21 protein-coding genes are annotated in these 22,189 nt (G+C 70.9%); 7 read left to right on the plus strand and 14 right to left on the minus strand.

All coding sequences use genetic code 11. The features are described from left to right. Positions 1 to 346 precede the first annotated feature (346 nt). From ACZ6Z4_RS05965 to ACZ6Z4_RS05995, 7 genes are all read right to left on the minus strand, one after another. Positions 347 to 703: a hypothetical protein gene (locus tag ACZ6Z4_RS05965; RefSeq protein WP_465558625.1), complete on the minus strand. Its 357-nt coding sequence runs from the start codon at positions 701 to 703 to the stop codon at positions 347 to 349. Positions 704 to 800: 97 nt separating this feature from the next. Further along, the gene (locus ACZ6Z4_RS05970) at positions 801 to 1,547 is read right to left on the minus strand and encodes a class I SAM-dependent methyltransferase (RefSeq protein ID WP_465558627.1); all 747 of its coding nucleotides are present in this window, start codon (positions 1,545 to 1,547) and stop codon (positions 801 to 803) included. A 9-nt stretch (positions 1,548 to 1,556) separates the two neighbouring features. Then, positions 1,557 to 4,691, minus strand: a complete 3,135-nt coding sequence (locus tag ACZ6Z4_RS05975) for a glycosyl hydrolase family 95 catalytic domain-containing protein (protein WP_465558629.1) — start codon at positions 4,689 to 4,691, stop codon at positions 1,557 to 1,559. Positions 4,692 to 4,783: 92 nt separating this feature from the next. Then, the gene (gene metX, locus ACZ6Z4_RS05980) at positions 4,784 to 5,896 is read right to left on the minus strand and encodes a homoserine O-acetyltransferase MetX (RefSeq protein ID WP_465558631.1); all 1,113 of its coding nucleotides are present in this window, start codon (positions 5,894 to 5,896) and stop codon (positions 4,784 to 4,786) included. A gap of 4 nt (positions 5,897 to 5,900) precedes the next feature. After that, the gene (locus ACZ6Z4_RS05985) at positions 5,901 to 7,220 is read right to left on the minus strand and encodes a bifunctional o-acetylhomoserine/o-acetylserine sulfhydrylase (protein ID WP_465558633.1); all 1,320 of its coding nucleotides are present in this window, start codon (positions 7,218 to 7,220) and stop codon (positions 5,901 to 5,903) included. A gap of 66 nt (positions 7,221 to 7,286) precedes the next feature. Continuing rightward, entirely contained in the window at positions 7,287 to 8,060 is a 774-nt protein-coding gene (locus ACZ6Z4_RS05990) for an SDR family NAD(P)-dependent oxidoreductase (RefSeq protein ID WP_465558635.1), read from the minus strand. 3 nt (positions 8,061 to 8,063) lie between these two features. Further along, positions 8,064 to 8,744 (minus strand): TIGR03089 family protein, encoded by a 681-nt coding sequence (locus tag ACZ6Z4_RS05995; RefSeq protein ID WP_363676580.1) that lies wholly within the window; start codon positions 8,742 to 8,744, stop codon positions 8,064 to 8,066. A gap of 59 nt (positions 8,745 to 8,803) precedes the next feature. Between ACZ6Z4_RS05995 and ACZ6Z4_RS06000 the strand changes: the two genes are divergently transcribed. Further along, positions 8,804 to 9,121: a twin-arginine translocase TatA/TatE family subunit gene (locus ACZ6Z4_RS06000; protein WP_465558638.1), complete on the plus strand. Its 318-nt coding sequence runs from the start codon at positions 8,804 to 8,806 to the stop codon at positions 9,119 to 9,121. Positions 9,122 to 9,131: 10 nt separating this feature from the next. Here ACZ6Z4_RS06000 and ACZ6Z4_RS06005 read toward each other — a convergent pair whose 3' ends face one another. Further along, entirely contained in the window at positions 9,132 to 10,058 is a 927-nt protein-coding gene (locus tag ACZ6Z4_RS06005) for a LysR family transcriptional regulator (RefSeq protein WP_465558641.1), read from the minus strand. A 70-nt stretch (positions 10,059 to 10,128) separates the two neighbouring features. On the opposite strand from ACZ6Z4_RS06005, the gene ACZ6Z4_RS06010 reads away from it, so the two are divergent. Further along, the gene (locus ACZ6Z4_RS06010) at positions 10,129 to 10,974 is read left to right on the plus strand and encodes an SDR family NAD(P)-dependent oxidoreductase (protein WP_465558643.1); all 846 of its coding nucleotides are present in this window, start codon (positions 10,129 to 10,131) and stop codon (positions 10,972 to 10,974) included. Further along, positions 10,971 to 11,888, plus strand: coding sequence for an SDR family NAD(P)-dependent oxidoreductase (locus ACZ6Z4_RS06015; protein ID WP_465558645.1), 918 nt, complete (start codon positions 10,971 to 10,973; stop codon positions 11,886 to 11,888). The genes ACZ6Z4_RS06010 and ACZ6Z4_RS06015 overlap by 4 nt, the downstream gene beginning before the upstream one ends. Here the strand turns inward: ACZ6Z4_RS06015 and ACZ6Z4_RS06020 are convergent. Then, the gene (locus tag ACZ6Z4_RS06020; protein WP_465558647.1) at positions 11,878 to 12,678 is read right to left on the minus strand and encodes a class I SAM-dependent methyltransferase; all 801 of its coding nucleotides are present in this window, start codon (positions 12,676 to 12,678) and stop codon (positions 11,878 to 11,880) included. The two genes, ACZ6Z4_RS06015 and ACZ6Z4_RS06020, sit on opposite strands and share 11 nt — an antisense overlap. Further along, positions 12,678 to 13,481 carry a siderophore-interacting protein gene (locus tag ACZ6Z4_RS06025; protein WP_465558648.1) on the minus strand — a complete coding sequence of 268 codons (804 nt, stop codon included), beginning with the start codon at positions 13,479 to 13,481 and terminating at the stop codon, positions 12,678 to 12,680. Before ACZ6Z4_RS06025 ends, ACZ6Z4_RS06020 begins: the two co-directional genes overlap by 1 nt. An 87-nt stretch (positions 13,482 to 13,568) precedes the next feature. On the opposite strand from ACZ6Z4_RS06025, the gene ACZ6Z4_RS06030 reads away from it, so the two are divergent. The 4 genes from ACZ6Z4_RS06030 (at position 13,569) to ACZ6Z4_RS06045 (ending at position 18,485) form a co-directional block, all read left to right on the plus strand. After that, positions 13,569 to 14,465, plus strand: a complete 897-nt coding sequence (locus tag ACZ6Z4_RS06030; RefSeq protein WP_465558649.1) for a siderophore-interacting protein — start codon at positions 13,569 to 13,571, stop codon at positions 14,463 to 14,465. Positions 14,466 to 14,564: 99 nt separating this feature from the next. Then, the gene (locus ACZ6Z4_RS06035; protein ID WP_465558651.1) at positions 14,565 to 15,950 is read left to right on the plus strand and encodes a M1 family metallopeptidase; all 1,386 of its coding nucleotides are present in this window, start codon (positions 14,565 to 14,567) and stop codon (positions 15,948 to 15,950) included. 52 nt (positions 15,951 to 16,002) lie between these two features. Then, entirely contained in the window at positions 16,003 to 17,340 is a 1,338-nt protein-coding gene (locus ACZ6Z4_RS06040; protein WP_465558653.1) for a hemolysin family protein, read from the plus strand. After that, entirely contained in the window at positions 17,337 to 18,485 is a 1,149-nt protein-coding gene (locus ACZ6Z4_RS06045) for a hemolysin family protein (RefSeq protein WP_465558655.1), read from the plus strand. The genes ACZ6Z4_RS06040 and ACZ6Z4_RS06045 overlap by 4 nt, the downstream gene beginning before the upstream one ends. Here ACZ6Z4_RS06045 and ACZ6Z4_RS06050 read toward each other — a convergent pair. The 4 genes from ACZ6Z4_RS06050 to ACZ6Z4_RS06065 are packed head-to-tail and all read right to left on the minus strand — an operon-like array spanning position 18,451 to position 22,173. Further along, positions 18,451 to 19,269 carry a heme ABC transporter ATP-binding protein gene (locus ACZ6Z4_RS06050; protein ID WP_465558657.1) on the minus strand — a complete coding sequence of 273 codons (819 nt, stop codon included), beginning with the start codon at positions 19,267 to 19,269 and terminating at the stop codon, positions 18,451 to 18,453. The two genes, ACZ6Z4_RS06045 and ACZ6Z4_RS06050, sit on opposite strands and share 35 nt — an antisense overlap. Continuing rightward, positions 19,266 to 20,375 carry a FecCD family ABC transporter permease gene (locus tag ACZ6Z4_RS06055; RefSeq protein ID WP_465558659.1) on the minus strand — a complete coding sequence of 370 codons (1,110 nt, stop codon included), beginning with the start codon at positions 20,373 to 20,375 and terminating at the stop codon, positions 19,266 to 19,268. Before ACZ6Z4_RS06055 ends, ACZ6Z4_RS06050 begins: the two co-directional genes overlap by 4 nt. Continuing rightward, the gene (locus tag ACZ6Z4_RS06060; RefSeq protein ID WP_465558661.1) at positions 20,372 to 21,502 is read right to left on the minus strand and encodes a heme/hemin ABC transporter substrate-binding protein; all 1,131 of its coding nucleotides are present in this window, start codon (positions 21,500 to 21,502) and stop codon (positions 20,372 to 20,374) included. Before ACZ6Z4_RS06060 ends, ACZ6Z4_RS06055 begins: the two co-directional genes overlap by 4 nt. Continuing rightward, positions 21,499 to 22,173: a biliverdin-producing heme oxygenase gene (locus ACZ6Z4_RS06065; RefSeq protein ID WP_465558663.1), complete on the minus strand. Its 675-nt coding sequence runs from the start codon at positions 22,171 to 22,173 to the stop codon at positions 21,499 to 21,501. The genes ACZ6Z4_RS06060 and ACZ6Z4_RS06065 overlap by 4 nt, the downstream gene beginning before the upstream one ends. Positions 22,174 to 22,189: the final 16 nt, after the last annotated feature.

Here is a 22,189-nt window from a genome sequence, read left to right on the forward strand (position 1 = left end):
TGGCGGGCGCAGGAGCCCGCTCCGGTTTGTCGGTGTGGTCGGGCGGTGGAGCAGCCTTGGCGGACGCGGGATGCGGCGTACAGTCCGATGTCATTTGTTGCTGGGGTGGTTTGGTACGTCGTGCTGGGGCTGGCTTGGTTGTGTGAGTTGTTGGTGTTCAGTTGGATTCTGCTTGGGGCGTTGGCGGCCGCGGTCGTCGGATCGCTGGTGCTGCAAGCGGTTCGGGGGCATCGCGGGGTCTGCTGGGTGACGAGGGGTTTGTGGTTCGGGGTGTCTGTGCCGGGCGTGCCGGTGCGGTTTGTGGTGTCGTACGCCTCTTGATCGCGCGCACCGGCCCGTCGAGCGGTCAGCCGTCGCGTTTCTGGATGCCGTAGGCCATCACGATGCCGGCCTGGTGCGTGCTGGTCACGCAGAACACGACTGACTCGCTGGTTCGGCTCGGCGCCTTCCATGCGCCGTACAGCGTCGAGGCACTCCAGTTGCAGCGGGCCCAGACTCGGTAGGTCCCGTAGCCGGACGTGCACTGTGCCACCGCTTTGACGCGGCGGTCGACGCTGGAGCTGCAACCGGTCGGCGGGGACGGCTCGCGGGCCTCGGCCGGGGTCGTCGTGCCGACGGTGAGGGACACGCTCGCTGCAGTTAGCAGCAGGACCATCGCCGCCGCTCGGTTCGGGATCGACACACTTCTTACGGGCAGGTTCAACGAACGCTCCTTCGGTGGGGCTCGGACGACGCCAGGCTAGAAAGCGCGGCTGTCGCCGTACTGCCCGTACCGCGCCCGTACCGGGAGGATCGCCGGCTCAGTGTTTGACCGCGTCGAAGCAGGCCGCCGGGATGGTCAGTGTCAGTTCGCCTCGGCGGTTCAGGTCTTGTTCTACGGCGGTCAGGTCGCCGGCGAGCTCGAGCCAGCTGTCGAGGAAGCCGAGGCGGATGAAGTAGTGGTTGAGGAGGGCGGTGCCGTCGGTGAAGCGCCAGGTGAAGGTGGTTCGGTCGACGGTTGCGTCGAAGCCTGCGGCGGCCAGTAGGTCGAGTGTCCCGTCGACGGTCGCGCGGTGGGCGAGGTGGTCGTCCAGTGCCTGCTGGTCGACGTGTTCGCGGAGTACGTCGTAGAACTCCTGCATGTGGCCGGCCAGGTTGGTGCTGATCAGCAGGTGGCCGCCGGGGCGCAGGACGCGGTGGCACTCGGTCAGTACGTCGGGCGCGTTGGTGAAGTTGTTGATGCCGAGGTTGGAGACCACGACGTCGACCGAGTCGCCGGGCAGGTCGAGTGACGCCGCGTCGGAGACGGCGAGTTCGATGTCGGGCAGGCCGAGGTACCCGACCTTGCGGCGCAGCACGTCCATCGCGTCGGCCCACGGGTCGACGGCGATGACGCGGGCGGCTGAGCGCTGGGCGAGCTCGACGGTGAGGAAGCCGGTGCCGGCGCCGATGTCCAGGATCGTCTGGCCGCGCCGGAGGGGGACGCGGTCGAGGATCAGCTGGCCGAACGGCGCCGACCACAGCGGGAGTTCGTCGTACTGGTCGGCTACCTCGCGGGTGATGTCCACCCGGGCACGCTAACCACCGGCGGGGTGCAGTTTGACCTCCGCGATGGAGAGTGGGGTGGAGTGGGACTCCAGTTGGATGCGGACGTAGCGGGCTGTGGTGTCGAGGTCGATCAGGGACGGGCTGCCGGCGGTTGTGGTCTGGTGGAGGGCGGTCACGCCGGGAGTGGTGCGGGCTTCTTCCAGGGACGTCGCGGTGATGGGGGATTCCGACGTGAGGATCCAGTAGTTGCTGAGGCGGTCGGAGCAGCAGTCGGTGCGGTTGTGCAGCGCCAGCTGGGAGAGCGCCTGAGGTTGGCCGAGGTCTACCTGCCACCAAGCCTCGTCGGACGGTTCGGCGGTGTGGGTGACGGAGTTGTCGCCCCAGTTGCCGCTGGTGTTGCCGTCGACGGCTCTCGCGGCTTCGGCGTTGTGGGCGGTGGTGGACTGGGTGGCGGGTTTGCCGCGGGCCAGGTTGACTCGGTGCAGGCCGGTGCCGGCTCGGGCGGTGAGGCCTTCGGTGTGGCGGGCGGTGAGGGTGAAGTCGCCTTCGCCGGAGGCTGTGGTGGGGGTGACGGTGAAGGTGGTGGTGAAGGGTTTGCCGGGGCGGATCGCGGGGGTCGGGACCTCGACGGGGGTGACGGTCCAGCCGGGCGGGGTTTCCAGAGACAAGGTGCCGGGGGACAGGGTGCCGGTGATGGAGGCCTTCACTTCGACGGGTTCGAGGGCTACGGCGTCCGGTGCGACCAGCTCGATCTGCGCCTTGGGGCGGGCGACGTACGTACGACCGGCGACGGCATCGAAGGTGACCGTGCTGCCGGTGCGGGAGTGTGCGGCCGGCCGGCCGTCGGAGGTCAGCACGTAACCGGCGCCGAAAATGTTGTTGCGAAGGGCAACTTTGCCGGAGCGGTCGGGGCGGATCCGCAGTTCGGTGGCGGTCCCGGAGCGCCAGGTCGCGCCGATGGTCAACGCACCCCGAGCGCGCAGGCCGTCGTACGAGCCCTCGGACGCCCACGCGTCCGGCAGTGCGGGCAGTACGTCGACAACACCCGCGTGGCTCTGCAGCAGCATCTCCGCGACCCCAGCGGTCGCGCCGAAGTTGCCGTCGATCTGGAACGGTGGGTGGGTGTCCCACAGGTTCTTCAGCGTGCTCGTCTTGAGCAGCTCGGACAGCATCTTGTGCGAGTGGTTGCCGTCGAGCAGCCGCGCCCAGAAGTTGATCTTCCACGCCTTGCTCCACCCGGTGCCGCCGTCACCGCGGCCCTGCAGGGTCTTCACGGCGGCCGCAGCCAGCTCGGGCCGGGCGGAAGGGATGATCTGCCGCCCAGGATGCAGCCCGAAGAGCTGGGACGTGTGCCGGTGCTGGTCGTTTGGGTCGTCCCAGTCCTCCTTCCACTCCTGCAGCTGGCCCCACGACCCCACCTTCGTCCCAGGATCGAGCCGCTCCAGCACCGACGCGAGCTGCGCCTTGTACGACGACGATTCCCCGACCAGCGGCGCCGCCTCGGACAGGTTGGTGAACAGGTCCCACACGATCTGCTGCGGCATCGCCGCGCCGGCGGAGTAGTCGCCGTGCTCCGGCGAGAAGCTCGGGCTGACCACCAGCTTCCCGTCCCGCGGGTCGACCTGCAGCTCGTCGATCCAGAACGCGGCCAGCTCCTTCATCAGCGGGTACGCGCGCTCCTTCAGGAACCGCTTGTCCTGCGTGAACTGGTAGTGCTCCCAGTAGTGCTGGGCCAGCCACCCACCCGCGTCCGGCATCCAGAACGCCAGCGGATACCCGATCACACCCGTGAACCCGAACGGATTCGTCTGGCTGTGCACAACCCATCCGTCCGCGCCGAACATCTCCCGCGCGGTCACCCGCCCGGGCGGCACCAGCGCATCGACGAAGTCGAACAGCGGCGCGGTCGTCTCGCTCAGGTTGGTGGTCTCGGCCGGCCAGTAGTTCATCTGCAGGTTGATGTTGACGTGGTAGTCCGAACGCCACGGCGGGGTCGTCGACTGGTTCCAGACGCCCTGCAGGTTGGCGGGCAGCGGCGAGTTCCCGCGCGACGACGCGACCAGCAGGTACCGCCCGTACTGGAAGAACAGCGCCTCCAGCGCCTTGCGCGCCGCAGGCGTCGCCGTCCCGGCCTGGTACGACGCCAGCAGCTCGTCGGTCGGCACGTCCGGCATCACCTGCCCGAGCTCCAGCGAGACCCGGTCGAACAGCTTGCGGTGATCGGCGACGTGCCGAGCCTTCAGTACGCCGTACGAAAGGTTGCTCGCGGCATCGACCCGGCCGGTCACCCCGGCGTGCGGATCGACACCCCGGTACGTCGGGTAGACGTCGGAGTAGTCGGTCCCCGAGCTCAGCACCAGCACCGCGGAGTCGGCCCCGGACACCGTGACCGTGCCGTCCGCGTTGTCGGTTCTGGTCCCGCCGGCCGTCAGCACCTGGGCCTGCAGCTCGTACCGCAGCCCGTTGTCGTTCAGCGCCCCCTTGACCGTGATCCGCCCACGCCGAGCCGTCGCGGTCAGCGTGCGGTTCGCTTCGCCGGTCAGGCTCGCCGTGAAGCCGACCTTGCCGCGCCGGTCGGCGGCGATCCGCGCCACGAGCACGTTGCCGGGCGCGCTGGCGAAGTACTCGCGGCTGTGCCGGACGCCGTCGACGGCGTACTGGACACCGGCCAGCGAGTTCTCGATGTCGAGGTGCCGCCGGTACGCCGTGGGCGTGCCGCCGTGCTGCATCGCGAGCTTCAGGTCGAGCAGCGGCTGGTAGTCGCCGAAGCCGATCTCGTTCTGGGCGAGCATGTTCGTGGCGACGTCGGGCGCGACCTTCAGGTCGCGGTCGATCATCGTGCGGATGTCGCTCAGCGCGGTCGGCCGCGGGGTGCGCCAGTTGCCGAAGTCGTAGCCCTGCTGGGATCCCGGGCCGCCGGTCCACAGGGTCTTCTCGTTCAGCTGCAGGTGCTCGGTCGCGGGGTCGCCGAAGACCATCGCGCCGCTCGCGCCGTTGCCGATCGGCAACGCCTCGGACTCCCAGTCGGTGGCCGGTGCGGTGTACCAGAGCGCCAGCTCGCCGGGGCTGCGTGGTGGCGGGACCGCCTCGGACGGTTCGGGTGGCAACGTCAGACCGGCCATCAGGGTTGCCGCAGCGAGGAGGGCGAAACCGGCTGTGCGCATCTGATCTCCCAGAGAGGTCCGATGAATTCCGCACACTGTAAGCGGGTCGTCACACGCTGTCTACAGGTCGTCGCCATGGTTCATAGGATCTCTCATCCGGTCAGCGCTCCCGCGATCAGGGCGCCCACCTGCTCCAGCTCGATCAGGAAGCCGTCATGGCCGTACGGCGATTTGACGAGGTGCAGCGGTACGCCGGCCGCGTCGGCGAGCTCGGTGGACAGGCGCGCGGGATAGAGCCGGTCGGAGTCGACGGCGGCGACGACGAGGCGCGACCGGAGGTCCTGCAGAGCTCGGACCAGGCCGCCGCGGCCGCGGCCGATGTCGTGGGAGTTCATCGCGCGGGTCAGTACGGCGTACGAGCCGGCGTCGAAGCGGGCGGCGAGTTTCTCGGCGTGGTGATCGAGGTAGGACTCGACAGCGAACCGGCCGTCGCCCTGGGGATTGCGGCCGAAGCGGATCGCGAGCTCGTACTCCGAGCGGTAGGTGATGTGGGCGATCCGGCGCGCGATGCCGAGTCCGGCCAGAGGCGCGTGGCCGGTGTCGTGGTAGTCGCCGCCGTGCCAGTGAGGGTCGGACTCGATCGCGGCGAGCTGGGGTGCGCACCAGGCGATCTGCTCGGCGGTGGCGTAACCGGTCGACGCCAGTACGACGGACGTCGCGACTCGGTCGGGGAACATCAGCGGCCATTCCAGCGCGCGCATCCCGCCCATCGAGCCGCCGATCACGGCGGTCCAGCGGTCGATGCCGAGGGCGTCGGCCAGCGCGGCCTCGGCGGTGACCTGGTCGCGGATGGTGATCGCGGGGAACCGGCTGCCCCAGGCCCGGCCGTCCGGCGCTCGGGAGGACGGGCCGGTCGAGCCCTGGCAGCCGCCGAGGACGTTGGCGGCGACCACGTAGAAGTCCTGAGGATCCAGGTAGGCCGGGAGTAGTCCGTCCCACCAGCCCGCTGTCGGTTGACCGGGGCCGGCGGGGCCGAAGACATGCGCATCCCCAGTGAGCGCATGGCAGATCAGCACCGGACGACCGCTTGGATCGCCCCAGGTTTCGTGGGCGATCGTCACGTCCGGCAGCACCTCACCGGATTCCAGAGCCAGAGATCCTGCTGAGAAGAACTGCCGCGAGCCGGCAGGATCGCCCGCCCGCCACCCACCGGCCACCTGACCTGGTGAGTGGTCCGCCTCCACGGGCGGGCGATCCTGGCTCATGGGGTCAGGCCGTCTTGGCGGCGGCGAAACCCGCTTCGAGGTCGGCGAGGATGTCGTCGACGTGCTCGATGCCGACAGCCAGCCGGACCAGGCCGGGGGTGACGCCGGCGCCGAGCTGGTCCTCGGCGGACAGCTGGCTGTGGGTGGTCGAGGCCGGGTGGATGACCAGCGACCGGACGTCGCCGATGTTCGCCACGTGGCTGTGCAGCTCCAACGCGTCGACGAAACGCTTACCGGCCTCGACGCCGCCCTTGATCTCGAACGCGATCACCGCCCCGGCGCCGCGCGGCGCGTACTTCTGGGCCAGCGCGTACCACGGCGACGACGGCAGGCTCGCGTACGCGACGCTCTCCACCTCGTCGCGCGCCTCCAGCCACTGCGCGACCGCCAGCGCGTTGTCGACGTGCCGCTCGATCCGCAGCGACAGTGTCTCCAGGCCCTGTGCGATCAGGAACGCGTTGAACGGCGACACCGCCGGGCCGAGGTCGCGCAGCCACTGCACGCGCGCCTTGAGGATGAAGGCCAGGTTGCCCAGCTCGCTGCCGACGCCGAGGGCCTGCGCGTAGGTGAGGCCGTGGTAGCTCGGGTCGGGCTGGTTGAAACCGGGGAAGCGGTCCGGGTTCGCGGCGTAGTCGAAGTTGCCGGAGTCGACGATCGCCCCGGCGATCGCGGTGCCGTGCCCGCCGAGGTACTTGGTGGCCGAGTGCACGACGACGTCCGCGCCGTGCTCGATCGGTCGGATCAGGTACGGCGTCGCCACCGTGTTGTCGACCACCAGCGGTACGCCGTACTCGTGCGCGACCTTGGCGACGCCTTCGATGTCGAGGATCTCCGACTTCGGGTTGGCGATCGTCTCGGCGAAGAAGACCTTGGTGTTCGGCCGGATCGCGGCCTGCCAGGACGCCAGGTCGTTCGGGTCGTCGACGAACGAGACCTCGATCCCGAGCTTCGGGAACGTGTAGTGGAACAGGTTGTAGGTGCCGCCGTACAGGCTCGGGCTGCTGACCACGTGGTCGCCGGCCTCGGCGATGTTCAGCAGGGCCAGCGTCTCCGCGGCCTGGCCGGACGAGACCAGCAGCGCCGCGGTCCCGCCTTCCAGGCTGGCGATCCGCTGCTCGACGGCGTCCTGGGTCGGGTTCTGGATCCGGGTGTAGATGTTCCCGAACTCCTGCAGCCCGAACAGGCTCGCCGCGTGGTCGGTGCTGTCGAACGTGTACGACGTGGTCTGGTAGATCGGCAGCGCCCGGGCCTTGGTGGCCGGGTCGGACGTCTGGCCGGCGTGGATCTGCCGGGTCTCGAAGGACCAGCTCGGGGTAGTAGTCATATAAAGACGATAAAGTTACTGCACATTGACTCCGGGTGACTGTCCACGGAGTGGACAGTCAGCGGGTTACTTGCCGGGGCCGGACGGCGTCAGGTCGAGCGGGTTCGGGCCGAGCAGGATGCCGCCCTCGACCGGGAGTGTGACGCCGGTGATCCAGGCGGCGTCGGCGGAGGCCAGGAACGCGACCGCGGCCGCGATGTCCTCGGGCTCGCCGACGCGGCCGAGCGGGTAGAAGGTGGCGAAGCGTTCCAGGGTGCCCGGCTGGTTGTCCCAGTTCGGCGTCCGGACGGTGCCGGGGGCGACGACGTTGAAGCGGACGCCGCTGGTGCCGAAGCGGGCGGCGAAGTTCAGCGTCATCGCGACCTGACCGGCCTTGGCCGCGGAGTACTCGAGGTTGCCGAACGCGGCCAGCCCGTTCACGGAGCTGATCGTCACCACGTTGCCGCGGCTCTCCAGCAGCTGGGGGAGCGCGGCCTGGATGCACTGCGCGGCGCCGACCAGCGTCAGGTCGAGCTGGCGGTGCCACTCCTCGGCGGGGGTGCTCTCCATCTTCGACGTCACGATGCAGCCGCCGGCGTTGTTCACCAGGACGTCGAGTCGGCCGAACCGCTCGACCGCCGCCGCGACCGCCGCGTCGATCTGCGCGCGGTCGGTGACGTCGACCCGTACGGCGAGCGCGTGGTCAGCGCCGAGCTCGGTCACCAGGGCGTCGAGCTTGTCCTGCTGCAGGTCGGTGGCGACCACCGCGCCGCCCTCGGCGACGATCCGCCGGGCCACCGCGGCCCCGATGCCCTGCGCCGCCGCCGTGACCAGCGCGACCTTGCCCTCGAACCTCTGCACCGTTCAGTCCTCCACGACTCGGTCGACCTTCTCGTCCGCGATCCGTCGCTCCAGCTTGGCCGGGTCGAGGTTGCGGCAGAGCACGATCGAACCACCGCCGGAGATCACTCCGGCCAGCAGCTCGATCCCGACCGGGTCGACCAGCGACCGGGTGAGCAGGATCCGCTCGGACACCGGCGCCGCGGCGGCGATCAGCTCGGCGTGCGTGCGTCCGTCGTACGCCGGGCTGGTGGCGGCCGGCGGGTTGATCGGCACGAACAGGTCGGGGTGGTTGTAGACCTCGGCGCCGTAGTCGTGCACGCCGTCCGGGACCGGGTCGCGGAAGCGCCCGCCGAGCGGCAGCAGCGCGGACGCGACCGACTCCCGGTTGCCGCGGACGCGGAAGTCCGGGCCGGTGATCGCGAGGTCGCCCTCACCGGTGGTCACCGACGCGCCGGCCGACCAGGTCGCGAGCGCCCAGACGACACCGAGCCAGTGCGGCGGGAGACCGATCGCGACCGTCTCCTCCGGCTCGAGCTCGTACTCGTCGACGAGCAGGTTCGCGGTCTTGGCGACCCAGTTCGCGGTGGTGACCGCGCTGAGCTCGATCCGCTCCCCGGTGACGTCGTCGTAGTGGGTCAGGAAAGGGCTGGCGCCGTCGCGGCGGACCGCGGCGGCGAACAGTTCGGGCAGGGTTCCGGCCATGCCGAGAAGCGTACGTTTCGCATTCGGAGCTAATGTGGCCGGGGAGAAAGAAGGCTCAGATGGAGACTCTGCTGGCGCTGCCCGAAGGCGGCGAGTGGATCGTGCTGCTGATCGTCGTGGTCCTGCTCTTCGGCGCCAACCGGCTGCCCGAGCTGACCCGCAACACCGCGAAGGCCCTGGTCGAGCTGAAGAAGGTGACCCGCGAGGCCAAGCTCGACCCGGCCCCGCAGGAGCCGAGCGCCGTCGAGCGTGCGGGCGACCCGGCCCCGCAGGAGCCGAGCGCCGTCGAGCGTGCGGGCGACCCGGCGAGCGGCGCGCCTTCGGCCCAGCAGCCGAACGGCACGCCGCCGGCTCAGCCGCCCACACCCACCAGCTGATCCGGCGCGCTCACCCCCGGGGGTTGCTCAGTTCCTGCGACGCCGTCCGGATGGCGTCGCTCAGGAGCTTCGCCGGCTCGGCGAGTGGGCCCGGCAGGCGGGCCAGCAGGATGCGGCGCAGCTCTTGCGGCCCGCCACGCACCGACAGCACCCGGACGCCGGCCGGCACCGCGTCGACCAGCGACTCCGACAGCGTCGTGATCCCGGCGCCCGCCGCGACCAGATGCAGCTTCGCCAGCCAGTCGCGCGCGGTGTGCGCAATCTCGGGACGCTCGTCGAGCCCCGGCCAGACGCCCATCAGCTTGTCCTCGCCGGCGCTCGGCCCGGCGATCCAGCGCTGCCCGCGCAGGTCGTCCACGGCGACCTCGTCGTACGCCGCCAGCGGATGCCCGGCCGGTACGGCGAGGCGCAGGCTCCGCTCGGTCAGCGTCTGCAGCTTCAGCGCGGGCGTCTCCAGGTCCGGTGGCCGGAACGGCGGCGCCGAAGCGAGCAGCGCCAGATCGATCGTCCCCGACCGCAGCGCCCGGACCAGCGTCGGAGTCGTCCCCTCGCGGCTGGTGACAGCGATCGCCGGATGACTGCGGCGCAGCGCCCCGAGCGCTCGCGGCAGCAGCACAGCACCGGCACTGGGGATCCAGCCCAACCGAACCGTCCCACCGCTCACCGGCAGCCCCGCCAGCTCCCGCGCCGTACTGTCGAGCTCGTCCAGCACCCGCGCCGCTGACCGCAGGACGACCTGACCGGCCGGCGTCAGCCGCACGCCTTCGCGCCGCCGCTCCAGCAACGGCGCCTGCGCGGCCTTCTCCAGCGAGGCGACCTGCCGCGACACCGCGGACTGCGTGTACCCCAGCGCGACCGCCGCGGCCGTGAACGTGCCGCGCTCGGCGATCTCGCGGAACACCCGCAGCGCGGTCGGGGAGACATCGGAGAAGTCCATGACGTTTACGCATGCTACCTGTGCTCAACTCTCGTTGGAGTCATGGCCGATCCGTTCCTAGATTGGCTTCATGAACACACGAGTCGCAGTGGTGACCGGTGCCAACCAGGGCATCGGTCGTGCAGTGGTGGAAGGTCTGGCCGACCGGTTCGGCCCGGACGACGTGATCCTGCTGACCGGCCGCAACGCCGAGCGGGTCGCGGCCGCCACGAAGGAGATCGGACGCAAGCAGGTGGCCGGGCGCGTGCTCGACGTCACCGACGCCGGCGCGGTGGCCGCACTGGCCGCCGAGTTGCAGGCGCAGTACGGCGGAGTCGACCTGGTCGTCTCCAACGCGGTCGGGCCGCTCGTTCCCGAGCGGACCCAGGCCGAGCAGGTCGACGAGTTCCTGGCCGTGGCGAACGGCGGGACGAGCGCCGTACTGCGGTCGTTCGGGCCGGTGCTGAAGCCGGGTGGGCGATTGATCGTCGTCGCCAGCTCGCTGGGCACGCTCGACCACCTCGATGCCGCCGTCCAGGGTCGTTTCGACGGTGTGACGCTCGATCAGGTCGAGGCCGCGGTCGAGGAGTACCGGGTCGCGATGCACGCCGGTACGGCGGCCGCACAGGGCTGGCCGGACTGGATCAACGTGCCGTCCAAGGTTGCGCAGGTCGCCGCCGTGCGTGCGGTCGCGGCGGAGCGCCGTACGACGGACCTCGCGAACGGAACGCTGATCGCGGCGGTCTGCCCCGGGTTGGTGCACACGCGGGCGTCGCGCCCGTGGTTCGAGGACTTCAGCCAGGCGCGCACCCCGGAGGAGGCGGCCGGGCCGTTGCTCGACTTCGCCCTGCAGCCGCTCGACCCCAGCACGTACGGCGAACTGGTCCGCGACGGCAAGGTGCTGCCGTGGAACCCCGGAGAAGAGGAACAGCAGTGATCAGCACACCTTTCGGTTTCAGCAGCACCGCGGCAGAAGTTGCCGAGGGCATCGATCTGAGCGGGCGCCGGGCGGTCGTGACCGGCGGGGCGTCCGGGATCGGCGTCGAGACCGCGCGGGCGCTCGCCGGCACCGGCGCGGAGGTGACGCTCGCGGTCCGCGATCTCGCGGCGGGCGAGGCGGTGGCCAAGGACATCGCGGCGACGACCGGCAACGAGCTGGTCCGGGTCGCGCACCTCGACCTGACCGATCAGGAGTCGGTCGGTGCGTTCGTCGCGGACTGGCAGGGACCGCTGCACATCCTGGTCAACAACGCCGGCGTGATGGCGAGCCCGGAGACCTTCACCAAGGAGGGCTGGGAGCTGCAGTTCGCGACCAACCACCTCGGGCACTTCGCGCTCGCGACCGGGCTGCACGCAGCGCTGGCCGCGGACGGCGCGGCGCGGATCGTCGTCGTCACCTCGTCGGGCCACCAGCGCTCACCGGTGATCTTCGACGACCTGAACTTCGCGTTCCGCCCGTACGACCCGTGGCTCGCCTACGGCCAGTCGAAGACCGCCAACGTCCTGTTCGCCGTCGAAGCGAGCCGCCGCTGGGCCGCCGACGGCATCACCGCGAACGCCGTGATGCCCGGCGCCATCCTCACCAACCTCCAGCGCCACCTGGAAACCGGCCGCAGCGGCTCGGTCCGCCCCGACCAGATCAAGACCACCGAACAAGGCGCCGCCACTTCGACCCTCCTGGCCGTCTCCCCACTCCTGGAGGGCATCGGCGCCCGCTACTTCGTCGACGCCCAGGAGACCCCGGTCGTCCACCACCGCACCGGCAACTTCACCGGCGTCGCCGACTACGCCGTCGACCCCGCCAACGCCCAGCGCCTCTGGACGGTCTCGGAGCAGTTGCTCACACGCTGAACAGATTCATCCGGTACGCCGCCGCCCGCGGGTGAAACGCCAGCAACCGCAGCAGCGCCCGGTACGCGACCGGCAGCCGAGCAGCCACCGCCCGCTGCGGCCGGGCAAGCGAGCGGGAGTCCTGCAGCCGCAACCCCCAGGGCTCCAGCTCGCGCGGCTCGTCACAAGCCCACGCGAACGCGGCCTTCGTGTGCCTGAGCGCGTCGTGGGTCCGCTGCCCGTCGACCATCGCCCGCCCAGCGGTGTCGAACGCCACCGCCGCACCGGGGAAGTGATCGTGCACCAGCGCCACGGCGTACTGGGCGTCCTCCCGTGGCAGGTAGAAGAGCACCGCCTCGGCGACGAAGAAGTACGGCGCCGGGTGCGCGCGCAGGGCCTCGATCCACGCAGGATCGGTGATCGACCCGGCGAGCATCCCGCGCCGCTGGCTCGGCGCGAAGAAGTGTCGCCGCAGCTCCATCGCGTCGGGGAGGTCGAGCTCGAACCAGTGACAGGTGCCGTTGTCGAGGCGCTCGAAGCGGGTGTTGAGGCCGGCGCCGATCTCGATCACCGTCCCGCCGGGGTTGGCGCGGAGGAAGTCGCTGACCCAAGCGTCGAAGATCAGGCCGCGGAGGACCGAGCCGCCGAGGCTGCGGCCGCCGTCGTACCTGGTGAAGTCGTAGTCGATCGCGGCGACCATCTCGACGGCCTTCGGGTCGCGCAGCAGCGGGCGTTTCCTGGCGGTCTCGACGGCGCGGCCGTAGAGCGGGATCAGCAGGGTCTCCTGGACGGCGCCGAGGTGGGGCTGCATCAGTCGTTCATCCGGCGCCAGTAGCCGCAGAAGTAGATGTGGGACTTGTCGAAGCCGCGGTCGGTGACGAGGTGGCGGCGGACGGAGGTGACGAGACTCGACTCGCCGGCCAGCCAGGCGTACGGGCGGCCGGTGGGGAGGGCGGTTTCGCGGAGGCGGCGCAGGAGGAGGTCGCAGTTGGCGGGGCGGGTTTCGCCCCGGTGCAGCCAGTGGATCCGTACGCCGGGGTGGCGGGGGATGTGGAGCTCGTCGGCGCGGGTGCCGACCTCGAGGAAGGCCAGGGCCCGGGTGCCGGGGTCGAGTTGCTCGATGATCGCGGCGATGGCGGGGAGAGCGGTCTCGTCGCCGACCAGGAGCTGCCAGTCGGTGTCGGCGGGTGGCGCGTAGTCGGCGCCGTCGCTGAGGATGCCGAGGCGGTCGCCGGGAGCCGCGGTGCGGGCGAAGGTCGAGCCGGGGCCGTGGCCGTGCAGGACGAAGTCGATGCCGAGGCGGCGGGCGACCGGGTCGAAGGCGCGGACCGTGTAGTTGCGGACGACGGGCCTGGAGGCGTCCGGCATCTCCTGCAGCTCCGGCCACCAGCGCTCGGTCGTCGGCAGCACCAGCGCGGCGCCGGGCTGCGGCGGCAGGAAGATCCGGACCAGGTGGTCGGGCGCGGTGTACTCGAAGCGGTCCAGCTCGGGCGCGCCGACGGTGACGCGGACCAGCTGCCGGTTCAGCACGGTGCGCGCCAGGACCGTGGCCGCGATCGGCCGCCGTACCAGTTCCAGGCCGGCCGACAGGCCGGGATCCACCCCGAGGCTCATGCAAGTTAGGTTAGCCTTAGTTGAGTCGTGGGGTCCATGGCTGGTGAGGAGATCGCGGTGTCACAGGGAGCGGTGTCACAGGGAACCGTGTCACAGGGAACCAGGACGATCCGGTCCGAGATCCGCAGGCTCACCCGGTCGGGGGACTCCCGGGTGATCTGCCCGGTCACCGTCGTGTCGGTCGAGCCGCTGACCCCCGGCTTCGGCCGGGTGGTGGTCCGCGGCGACGGGCTGGCGGCGTACTGGACGATCCGGCCGGCGGACGCGTTCAAGCTGATGATCCCGCCGGACGGCGTCGGCAGCGTGCGGATGCCGAAGCTCGGCCCGAACGGCGCACCGGTCTGGCCGGCCGACCGTCCGCTCCCGCTGATGCGGGCGTTCTCGGTCCGCTCGTTCGACCCGGCGACGCTGCGCCTCACCTTCGACGTCGCCCTGCACGGCGCCGGCCCGGCGATGACCTGGCTGGCCGGCACCCGGCCGGGCGACACCCTGGTCCTGCTCGGGACGCGTCGCGAGTTCTCCGTGGGCGACGGCGTCGAGAACCACCTGCTGATCGGCGACCCGACGTCGCTGCCGGCGATCGCGAGCATCGTCGAGTCGCTGGACGCCCCGGCGACGATCTTCCTGCAGGTGGAGAGCGAGGAGGACCAGGTTCTGGTCCCCGGTGACGTCCAGTGGATCGTCGGCCCGCCGGGCGTCGGTCCGGACTCCCCGCTGGAGAAGGCGGTGCGCTCGTACCCGCGGCTGCGCGGCCGCACCCAGGCCTGGCTCGCCGCGGAAGCGGGCGTCGTCCGGTCGCTGCGGCCGTACCTGCTGAAGGACCTGGCCGTGCAGCGCGACGATCTGCACACGGTCGCGTACTGGATCGCCGGTCAGACCGCCGAGGGCCGCGACGCCGAGCAGATGCGCTGGTACGCCAAGGCCGGTGCGGAGGGCCTGGACACCACCGACCCCGCCGTTCTGCAGGGGCTCGAGTTCGCCTGAGTACGACGAAGGTCTGACCGCGGTTGCGACCGTGGGGCGATGTTTGCCCTCGGCATGCTTTCTAGGGTCGTCGGTATGTGGACACCCGTAGTTGCGGTAGTGACGAGTCTGAGTCTGTTCGGTCTGGGCGATCCGGTCTGGCCGGAGCTGGGGAACGGAGGGTACGACGTCGTCCGGCAGAAGCTCGATTTCAGCTTCGCCGACGACCTGGGCACCTACACGGCCAGTACGACGCTGACCGGGCAGGCGACCCAGCGGTTGCAGGAGTTCGACCTCGATCTGCTCGGCCCGAAGGTCGGCGCGGTCAAGGTGAACGGCCGCGCGGCGACCTGGAAGACCACCCCCGGGGGCGAGCTGGTGATCAAGCCCGCGGCCGCGGTCGGGAAGGGGCAGGCGTTCGTGGTCAAGGTCGACGTCCGCAACGACCTCCCGGAGACCACCGCGCAGTCGCCGTTCCCGCCCGGGCTGATGCGGATCGACGGCTGGGTGCAGACCGAGAACCAGCCGTCCGGCGCCCGCCGGATGCTCGCCGTCGCCGACCACCCGGCGCAGAAGGCGCCGACCGACATCAGCATCACCGGCCCGTCCCGGCTCAACTCGATCGCCAACGGCCAACTCGTCGCGACCGTGAAGAGCGGCGCCCGGACCACCCGGTTCTTCCACGAGGACCGCAAGCTCGCGACCGAGCTGCTCCAGGTCGGCCTCGGCCCGTTCACCGTCCTGCACGCCCGCGGCCCGCACGGCCTGGACCTCCGGTACGCCGTACCGACCGCGCGGCGCGCCGCGATCGAACCGCAGCTGGCGTCGTTCGACCGCTCGGTGCGGTTCCTCGAGCAGCGGCTCGGCAGGTTCCCGGGCCGCCGGGCCGGGGCGTACATCACGCCGGCCGGTGGTGAGCTGGAGACGCAGGGGCTGACGCTGCTGAACGCCGACAGCATGACCAAGGAGGGCTTCGAGCAGAACGGCACCGAGGCGGTGGTGCTGCACGAGCTCGCGCACGAGTGGTTCGGGAACTCGGTCTCGCCGAAGCAGTGGTCGGATCTGTGGCTCAACGAAGGGCACGCGGTCTACTACCAGACCGTGTTCGCGGCGGAGCACTGGGGAAACACGTCGGTCGCCGAGGCGATGCGCTGGACGTACGAGGACAAGGACCTCGACCTCTTCTCGCACGGGCCGATCGCGCAGCCTGATCCGGCGACGTTCCCCGGCGAGCAGCAGCTGCTGAAGCCGTACGACGTGGCGGCGTACCAGGGTGGGGCGTTGACGTTGTACGCGCTGCAGCAGGAGGTCGGGGCGGCGACGTTCGAGAAGATCGAGCGGACCTGGGTGCGGGAGCACGCCAACGGGCTGGGCAGCACGGCCGAGTACATCGCGACCGCGTCCCGGGTGGCCGGGCGAGACCTCGGACCTTTCCTGCGCAGCTGGTTGTACGGCACGAAGCTCCCCGCGATGCCGGGCCACCCGGACTGGAAGCCCGCGCACTGATCCCGGGGGCGCACTCCGCGGTGACGTGGGGTGCGCCTTGTAGGGTCGATCCATGCTGATCCTGATCGGCCTCGCGCTGATCCTGGCCCTGACCGTTGCCACCGGCTACTTCGTCGCCCAGGAGTTCTCCTACGTCGCCGTGGACCGGAACCGGCTGCAGGGCCTGGCCGACGAGGGCAACGCCGCCGCGGCCCGGGCCCTCAAGGTCACCGCCCGGCTCTCGTTCGTGCTGTCCGGGGCACAGGTCGGGATCACCGTGACCGCCCTGCTCGCCGGGTACGTCGCCGAGCCCTACCTCGGTGAGGGGCTGCAGAAGATCCTCGGCGGCGCCGGCGTTCCGGAGGGGGTCAGCCTGACCGTCTCGGTGATCGCGGCGCTGCTGCTGGCGACGATCATCCAGATGGTGTTCGGCGAGCTGGCGCCGAAGAACCTGGCGATCGCCCGCGCGGAGGCGATCGCGCTGCGGCTGTCCCGCTCGACGCTGATGTACCTGACCGTGGCCGGGCCGATCATCCACCTGTTCGACGCGACCTCGAACCGGATCCTGCGCCGGGTCGGCATCGAGCCGGTCGAGGAGCTGCCGCGGGGCGCGACCGCGCAGGACCTGGACCGGATCATCGCCACGTCGTACGAGCAGGGCCTGCTCGACCGCGACACCACCCGGCTGCTCGACCGCGGGCTGGACTTCCGCGGCCGGATCGCCGGGGAGGTGATGATCCCGCGGGTCGATGTGGTGACTGTGCACGAAGACGACCCGCTGACCCGGGTGGTCGAGCTGCTCGACACCGGGCACAGCCGGTTCCCGGTGGTCGCGTCGTCGGTCGACGAGGTGGTCGGCGTGATCGCGGTCAGTGACGTGGTCGAGGTGGAGCCGGGCGACCGGCACCACGTGCCGACCGGGTCGCTGGCGTCGCCGCCGGTCGTCGTACCGGACACGCTGCCGCTGCCCGCGGTGCTGGAGCAGCTGCGGACGACGCACCGGCAGCTCGCGATCGTCGTGGACGAGTTCGGCGGCTTCGCCGGGGTGGTCTCGCTGGAGGACATCGCCGAGGAGCTGGTTGGCCCGATCCGCGACGAGGACGACCTGCCCGAGGGCGACCTGGTGGTCAACGGCGACGGCAGCTGGACGTTGCCGGCCCGCTGGCGGCTCGACGAGGTCGAGGAAGCGACCGGCATCGCGCTGCCGGAGGACGAGGACTACGACACGGTGTCCGGACTGGTGATGGCCCGGCTCGGGAGGATCCCGGTGGTCGGTGACGAGGTGGTGATCGCGTTGCCGCCGCGCTTCGACCACGACGGGCGGCAGGTCCCGCTGGAGCGCGCCCGCGTGACCGTCCAGACCGTATTGCGGCACGTGCCCGGCCAGATCGTGCTGGAGCGGCTCTCATGAGTACGACGGTCGCGCTGCTGATCTCCCTGGTCCTGCTGGTCTGCAACGGCTTCTTCGTGGCGGCCGAGTTCGCGCTGGTCGCCTCGAAGCGGCACCGGCTCGAACAGGCGGCCGCCGAGGGCAGCCGGTCCGCCCGGGCGGCGATCGCCGGGGTCAGCGAGCTGTCGCTGATGCTGGCCGGCGCGCAGCTCGGGATCACGCTGTGCACGCTGGGTCTCGGATCGCTGTCCGAGCCCGCGGTCGCGCACCTGCTGCATCCGCTGTTCGAGCTGATCGGCCTGCCGGAGAACGTCGGGCACGTGGTCGCGCTGATCATCGCCGTCGGCGGCATCGGCCTGCTGCACGTGCTGCTCGGCGAGATGGCGCCGAAGTCGTGGGCGATCAGCGACCCGGAGCGCTCGGCGCTGATCCTCGCGCTGCCGTTCCGCGGGTTCACCTACGTGTTCCGGCCGCTGCTCTCGGTGCTGAACTGGCTGGCGAACGTCTGCGTTCGCGCGGTCGGTGTCACGCCGCAGAACGAGATCGCCAACGCGCACGGACCGGACGAGCTGCGGCTGCTGATCGAGTCGTCCGGTGAGCACGGCACGCTCGAAGCGGCCGAGCACGACCTGCTGACGGCGATGCTCGCGCTGCAGAACACGACGGTTGCCCAGGTGATGACGCCGACCGCGCAGCTGGCGACGGTCCCGGCCGAGGCGACCGCGCGCGAGGTCGAGGTCGCGAGCCGCCAGCAGGGCCGGTCGCGGCTGGCGGTGGTGTCGGTCGAGGCGCGGCTGCTGTGCGGGATCGTGCACGTCCGCGATGCGGCGCGCGCGACGACCGGCGGTGGCGACACGCTGCATGCGTCCGACCTTATGACCGATCCGCTCCGCCTGGCCGCCGGTACGCCGGTGGCGGCAGCGATCCGGGTGATGCGCGAGAAGCGGTCGCAGCTGGCCGTCGTACAGGCTGATGACGGGTTCCCGGTCGGCGTGGTCGCGCTGGAGGATCTGCTGGAGGAGGTGATCGGGGAGTTCGACGACGAGACCGACCCCATCATCACCGCCGCGCGGGAGAGCAGTATCACCGCCGCGCGAGAGAGCAGTATCACCGCCGCGCGAGAGAGCAGTATCACCGCCGCGCGGGAGAGCGGTCGGGAAGGATGATCGGCGCACCCGTCACCGGGTGCGGCCAGACCTCGACCTGGTGCTGGTAGACGTCGGTCACCAGCTCAGCGGTCAGGACGTCGGCCGGTGACCCGTACGCCGCCAGCCGGCCGCGCGACAGCACGGCGACGCGGTCGGCGTACCCGGCGGCGAGGTTGAGGTCGTGCAGCACGATCACGACGGCGTCGCCCTCGGCCGCGCGCTGACGAGCGAGCTGGAGCACGTCCTCCTGGTGGTGCAGGTCGAGCGCGGCGGTCGGTTCGTCGAGCAGGAGCAGCTGGGTCTCCTGGGCCAGCGCCCGGGCGAGCGAGACGCGGGCGCGTTCGCCGCCGGACAGGGAGTTGAAGACGCGGTCCGTGAAGGTCTCCGCGTCGGCTCGGTGGAGCGCCGTACGGATGGCCTCGGTGTCGTGGTCGGCGCGTTCGGTGCGGTCCCAGGGGGAGCGGCCCATCGCGACGATCTCGCCGACCGGGAACGGGAACGAGATCGTTGCCTGCTGCACCATCACGGCCCGGCGCATCGCCGCTTCGACCGGGGACCAGTGGCTCAACGGCTCGCCGTGCAGCTCGACCGAGCCTTCGTCGGGTGCGAGGTCGCCGCTCAGGACGCCGAGCAGCGTGGACTTGCCGGCGCCGTTCGGGCCGACCAGGGCGACCACCTCACCGGTGCGGACCGTCATCGTGACCTGATCGAGGATTTGCGTGCCGCCGAGCGTCACCGAGATGTCGTGGGCGGCCGCGATCGTCGTACCGGCGGTGAGACGGTCGGGCAGGCGGCGTCTCATCCCCAGCCTCCTTGGCGGGCGCGGGTGCGGCGGAGCAGCCAGAAGAAGAACGGCGCCCCGACCAGCGAGGTGATCATGCCGATCGGCAGGTCGGCGTTGCGGATCAGGGTGCGGGCCAGCAGGTCGGCGCAGATCACCAGGACGCCACCCGCCAGGGCGCTTGCCGGGAGCAACAATCGGTGGCCGGGGCCGGCGATCATCCGGATCAGGTGCGGGACGACCAGGCCGACGAACCCGATGATGCCGCTGAACGCGACGCTCGCGCCGACCAGCAGCGCGACCACGACGATCGCGACCAGCCGGAGCTTCTCCACGTCGACGCCGAGGTGGCTCGCGGAGCGGTCGCCGAGCGCGAGCAAGTCGAGGCGCCTGGCGAGCACGAACGCGGCGGCCAGACCGACCGAGGTGAAGGGCGCGACGGCGGAGACGGCCTGCCAGGTGGCGCCGTTCAGGCTGCCGAGCTGCCAGAAGACGAGCTGCTCGCGGGCGCTGGTGTCGGCGATGAAGGTCGCGAACGAGATCAGCGTGAAGGCCAGTGAGTTGACCGCGATGCCGGTGAGCACCAGCGTCACGACCTCCGTACGCCGTCCTGCGCGAGACAGGCTGTGCACGAGCAGCGTGGTGGCCAGACCGGTGGTGAACGCGGCGGCCGCGATCGTCCAGTTGCCGAGCCAGGTGACGCCGGTGACGATCACCAGGCTCGCGCCGACCGCGGCGCCGGAGGAGACGCCGACCACGGACGGTTCGGCGAGCGGGTTGCCGAAGACGCCTTGCATGAGGGCGCCTGCTGTTGCCAGTGAGGCGCCGACGAGCACGGCGAGCGCGACGCGCGGGAAACGCACCTTCCACAAGGCGTTGTCGCCCTGCGGGTGGTGCGGGAGCGGGCCGAGGTCGAGCGGGAGCCGCAGGTGCAGCAGGCGTTCCAGGCCGCTGTCGACGCGGTGCATGACCGAGCCGATGATTTCCGCTGGTGGGATGGGCAGCTGCCCGACACCTGCGGCGACGACAGCCATCAAGAGCAGGGCAACCGTCAGGCCGGTGAGGAGGCCGGCCGAGCGCAGGCGGGTCCGCCGCTGCGCGGGTGCGGCGGTGGTTGCCGGGGTCAAGGGGCGGCAGGGGTGTAGACGGCCTTGGCCAGCGCCTCGACCGTGCGGCCGGTGCGGGGGCCGAAGCTGAGCAGCTCGGTGTCCTTCATGTCGACGATCCGGCGGTCCTGACCGGCCGGGGTCTGCGCGATGCCCGGCAGCTTGAGCAGCCCGTCAACGCCCTTGAGCGACTTCAGGCCCTCGGTCATCACGATGATCAGGTCCGGCTGCGACCGGACCAGTGCCTCGCTGGTGAGCGGGACGAACGGCTTCGTCAGCCCGATATCGGTGCCGGTGTCGACGCCGCCGATCGCGGTGATCATCGCGTCCGCGCCGGAGCCGGGGCCGCTCATCAGGTAGACGCCGGCCGAGCCGCGCACGTACAGGAACGTCATCCGCAGCGGTTTCGCGCCGGCCGGGGCGAGGCCGAGGGACCGCACGACCTCGTCCTGCGTACGGCGTACCAGCTGCTCACCGCGCGCGGGGACACCGAGGGCGCCCGCGACCGCGCGGATCTGGCTCGGGATGTTGTCCATCGTGCGGGTGTCGTCGAAGAAGACCACCGCGACGCCGGACGCGCGCAGCTGCTCGAGCACCTCGGGCGGGCCGATGCTCTTGTCGGTCAGCACGACGGTCGGGTCGAGCGCCAGGATCGCCTCGGCGTTCAGGTCGTGCGCGGACGGTGTGACCTTCGGCAGCTTCGCGGCCTCGGGGAAGCCGGTGGAGGTGTCCCGGCCGACGACGTGGTCGCCGAGGCCGAGGCTGAAGACGATCTCGGCGAGCGTTCCGTACAGGTCGACGGCGATGATGCGGCTCGTGTCCTTGATCTGGACCTGCTTGTCGTCGCAGGACTTCACGGTGACGGGGAGCTGCGGATCGGTACCGCCGACCGGGTCGATCGAGTGGTCGGCGAGGGTCGCGGTCGACGGGCCGGTCAGGGTGTGCGGGTCTTTCGCGCCGGGGCTGGGTGTTGCCTTGGGCAAGGGGTTGCCGTCGGCGCCGGTGCTGACGGCGAAGCCTTTGACGGCCGGGAGACAGGCGTCGACGACGCCGGGAGCGGCGGCTTCCGGCGAGGCTGCCGGGCCGGCACAGCCGACGGAAGTGAGCAGCGCGGCCACGACCAGTGCGGCCGGCGGTCGGAGCTTCACGAGGCGACCTGAGGGTGACGCGGGAGCACCAGCTCGGCGATCGACGTGAGGACGTCGACGTTGAAGCGGTAGGCCAGCAGGACCTCCTCCAGCACCTGCTCCTGCTCGCGCTCGTCGAAGCCGGTCTCGTCGAGCAGCGCCCGGTACCGGTCCTTGAACGGCTTCACCGCCGGGATCTGCTCGAACGTGTAGAACCGCACCCCGTCCCGCTCCAGCCCGTACGCCGACGCGACCAGCCGGCCGATCGCCTGCCCGCCGGACAGGTCGCCGAGGTAGCGGACGTAGTGGTGCGCGATGAACCCGCCCGGCCAGGTCGCCAGCTCGTCCAGGCGGTCGGCGTACCGGCGGGTGGCCTCGGTCGGCTCCGGGATCGCGATGCCGGCCGCGCGCAGGAAGGCGAGATCGGCCTCGAGCGCCAGGCAGCGGTTGAGCTGCGGGAAGTGGAACGGGCCCGCGACCAGGTCGTCGGCCAGTCCGGCCCCGACGCGTTCGAGCGCGCGGTAGATGGCCGCGTGCTGCGCCACCAGCGCGGCGTACGCGCCGAGGTCGAGGCGGCCGGTGGTGAGGGCGGTCAGGTAGGTGCTCCCTTCGGCGTCTCGGTGCAAGCTGAGACTCCGTTCCCGGAGTCGCTGCGAGAACGGCTGGGCGGTGGAGCCGAATGGTGGGGTCACGGAACTTAGGTTAACC

Source organism: Kribbella sp. NPDC104740, assembly GCF_055583505.1.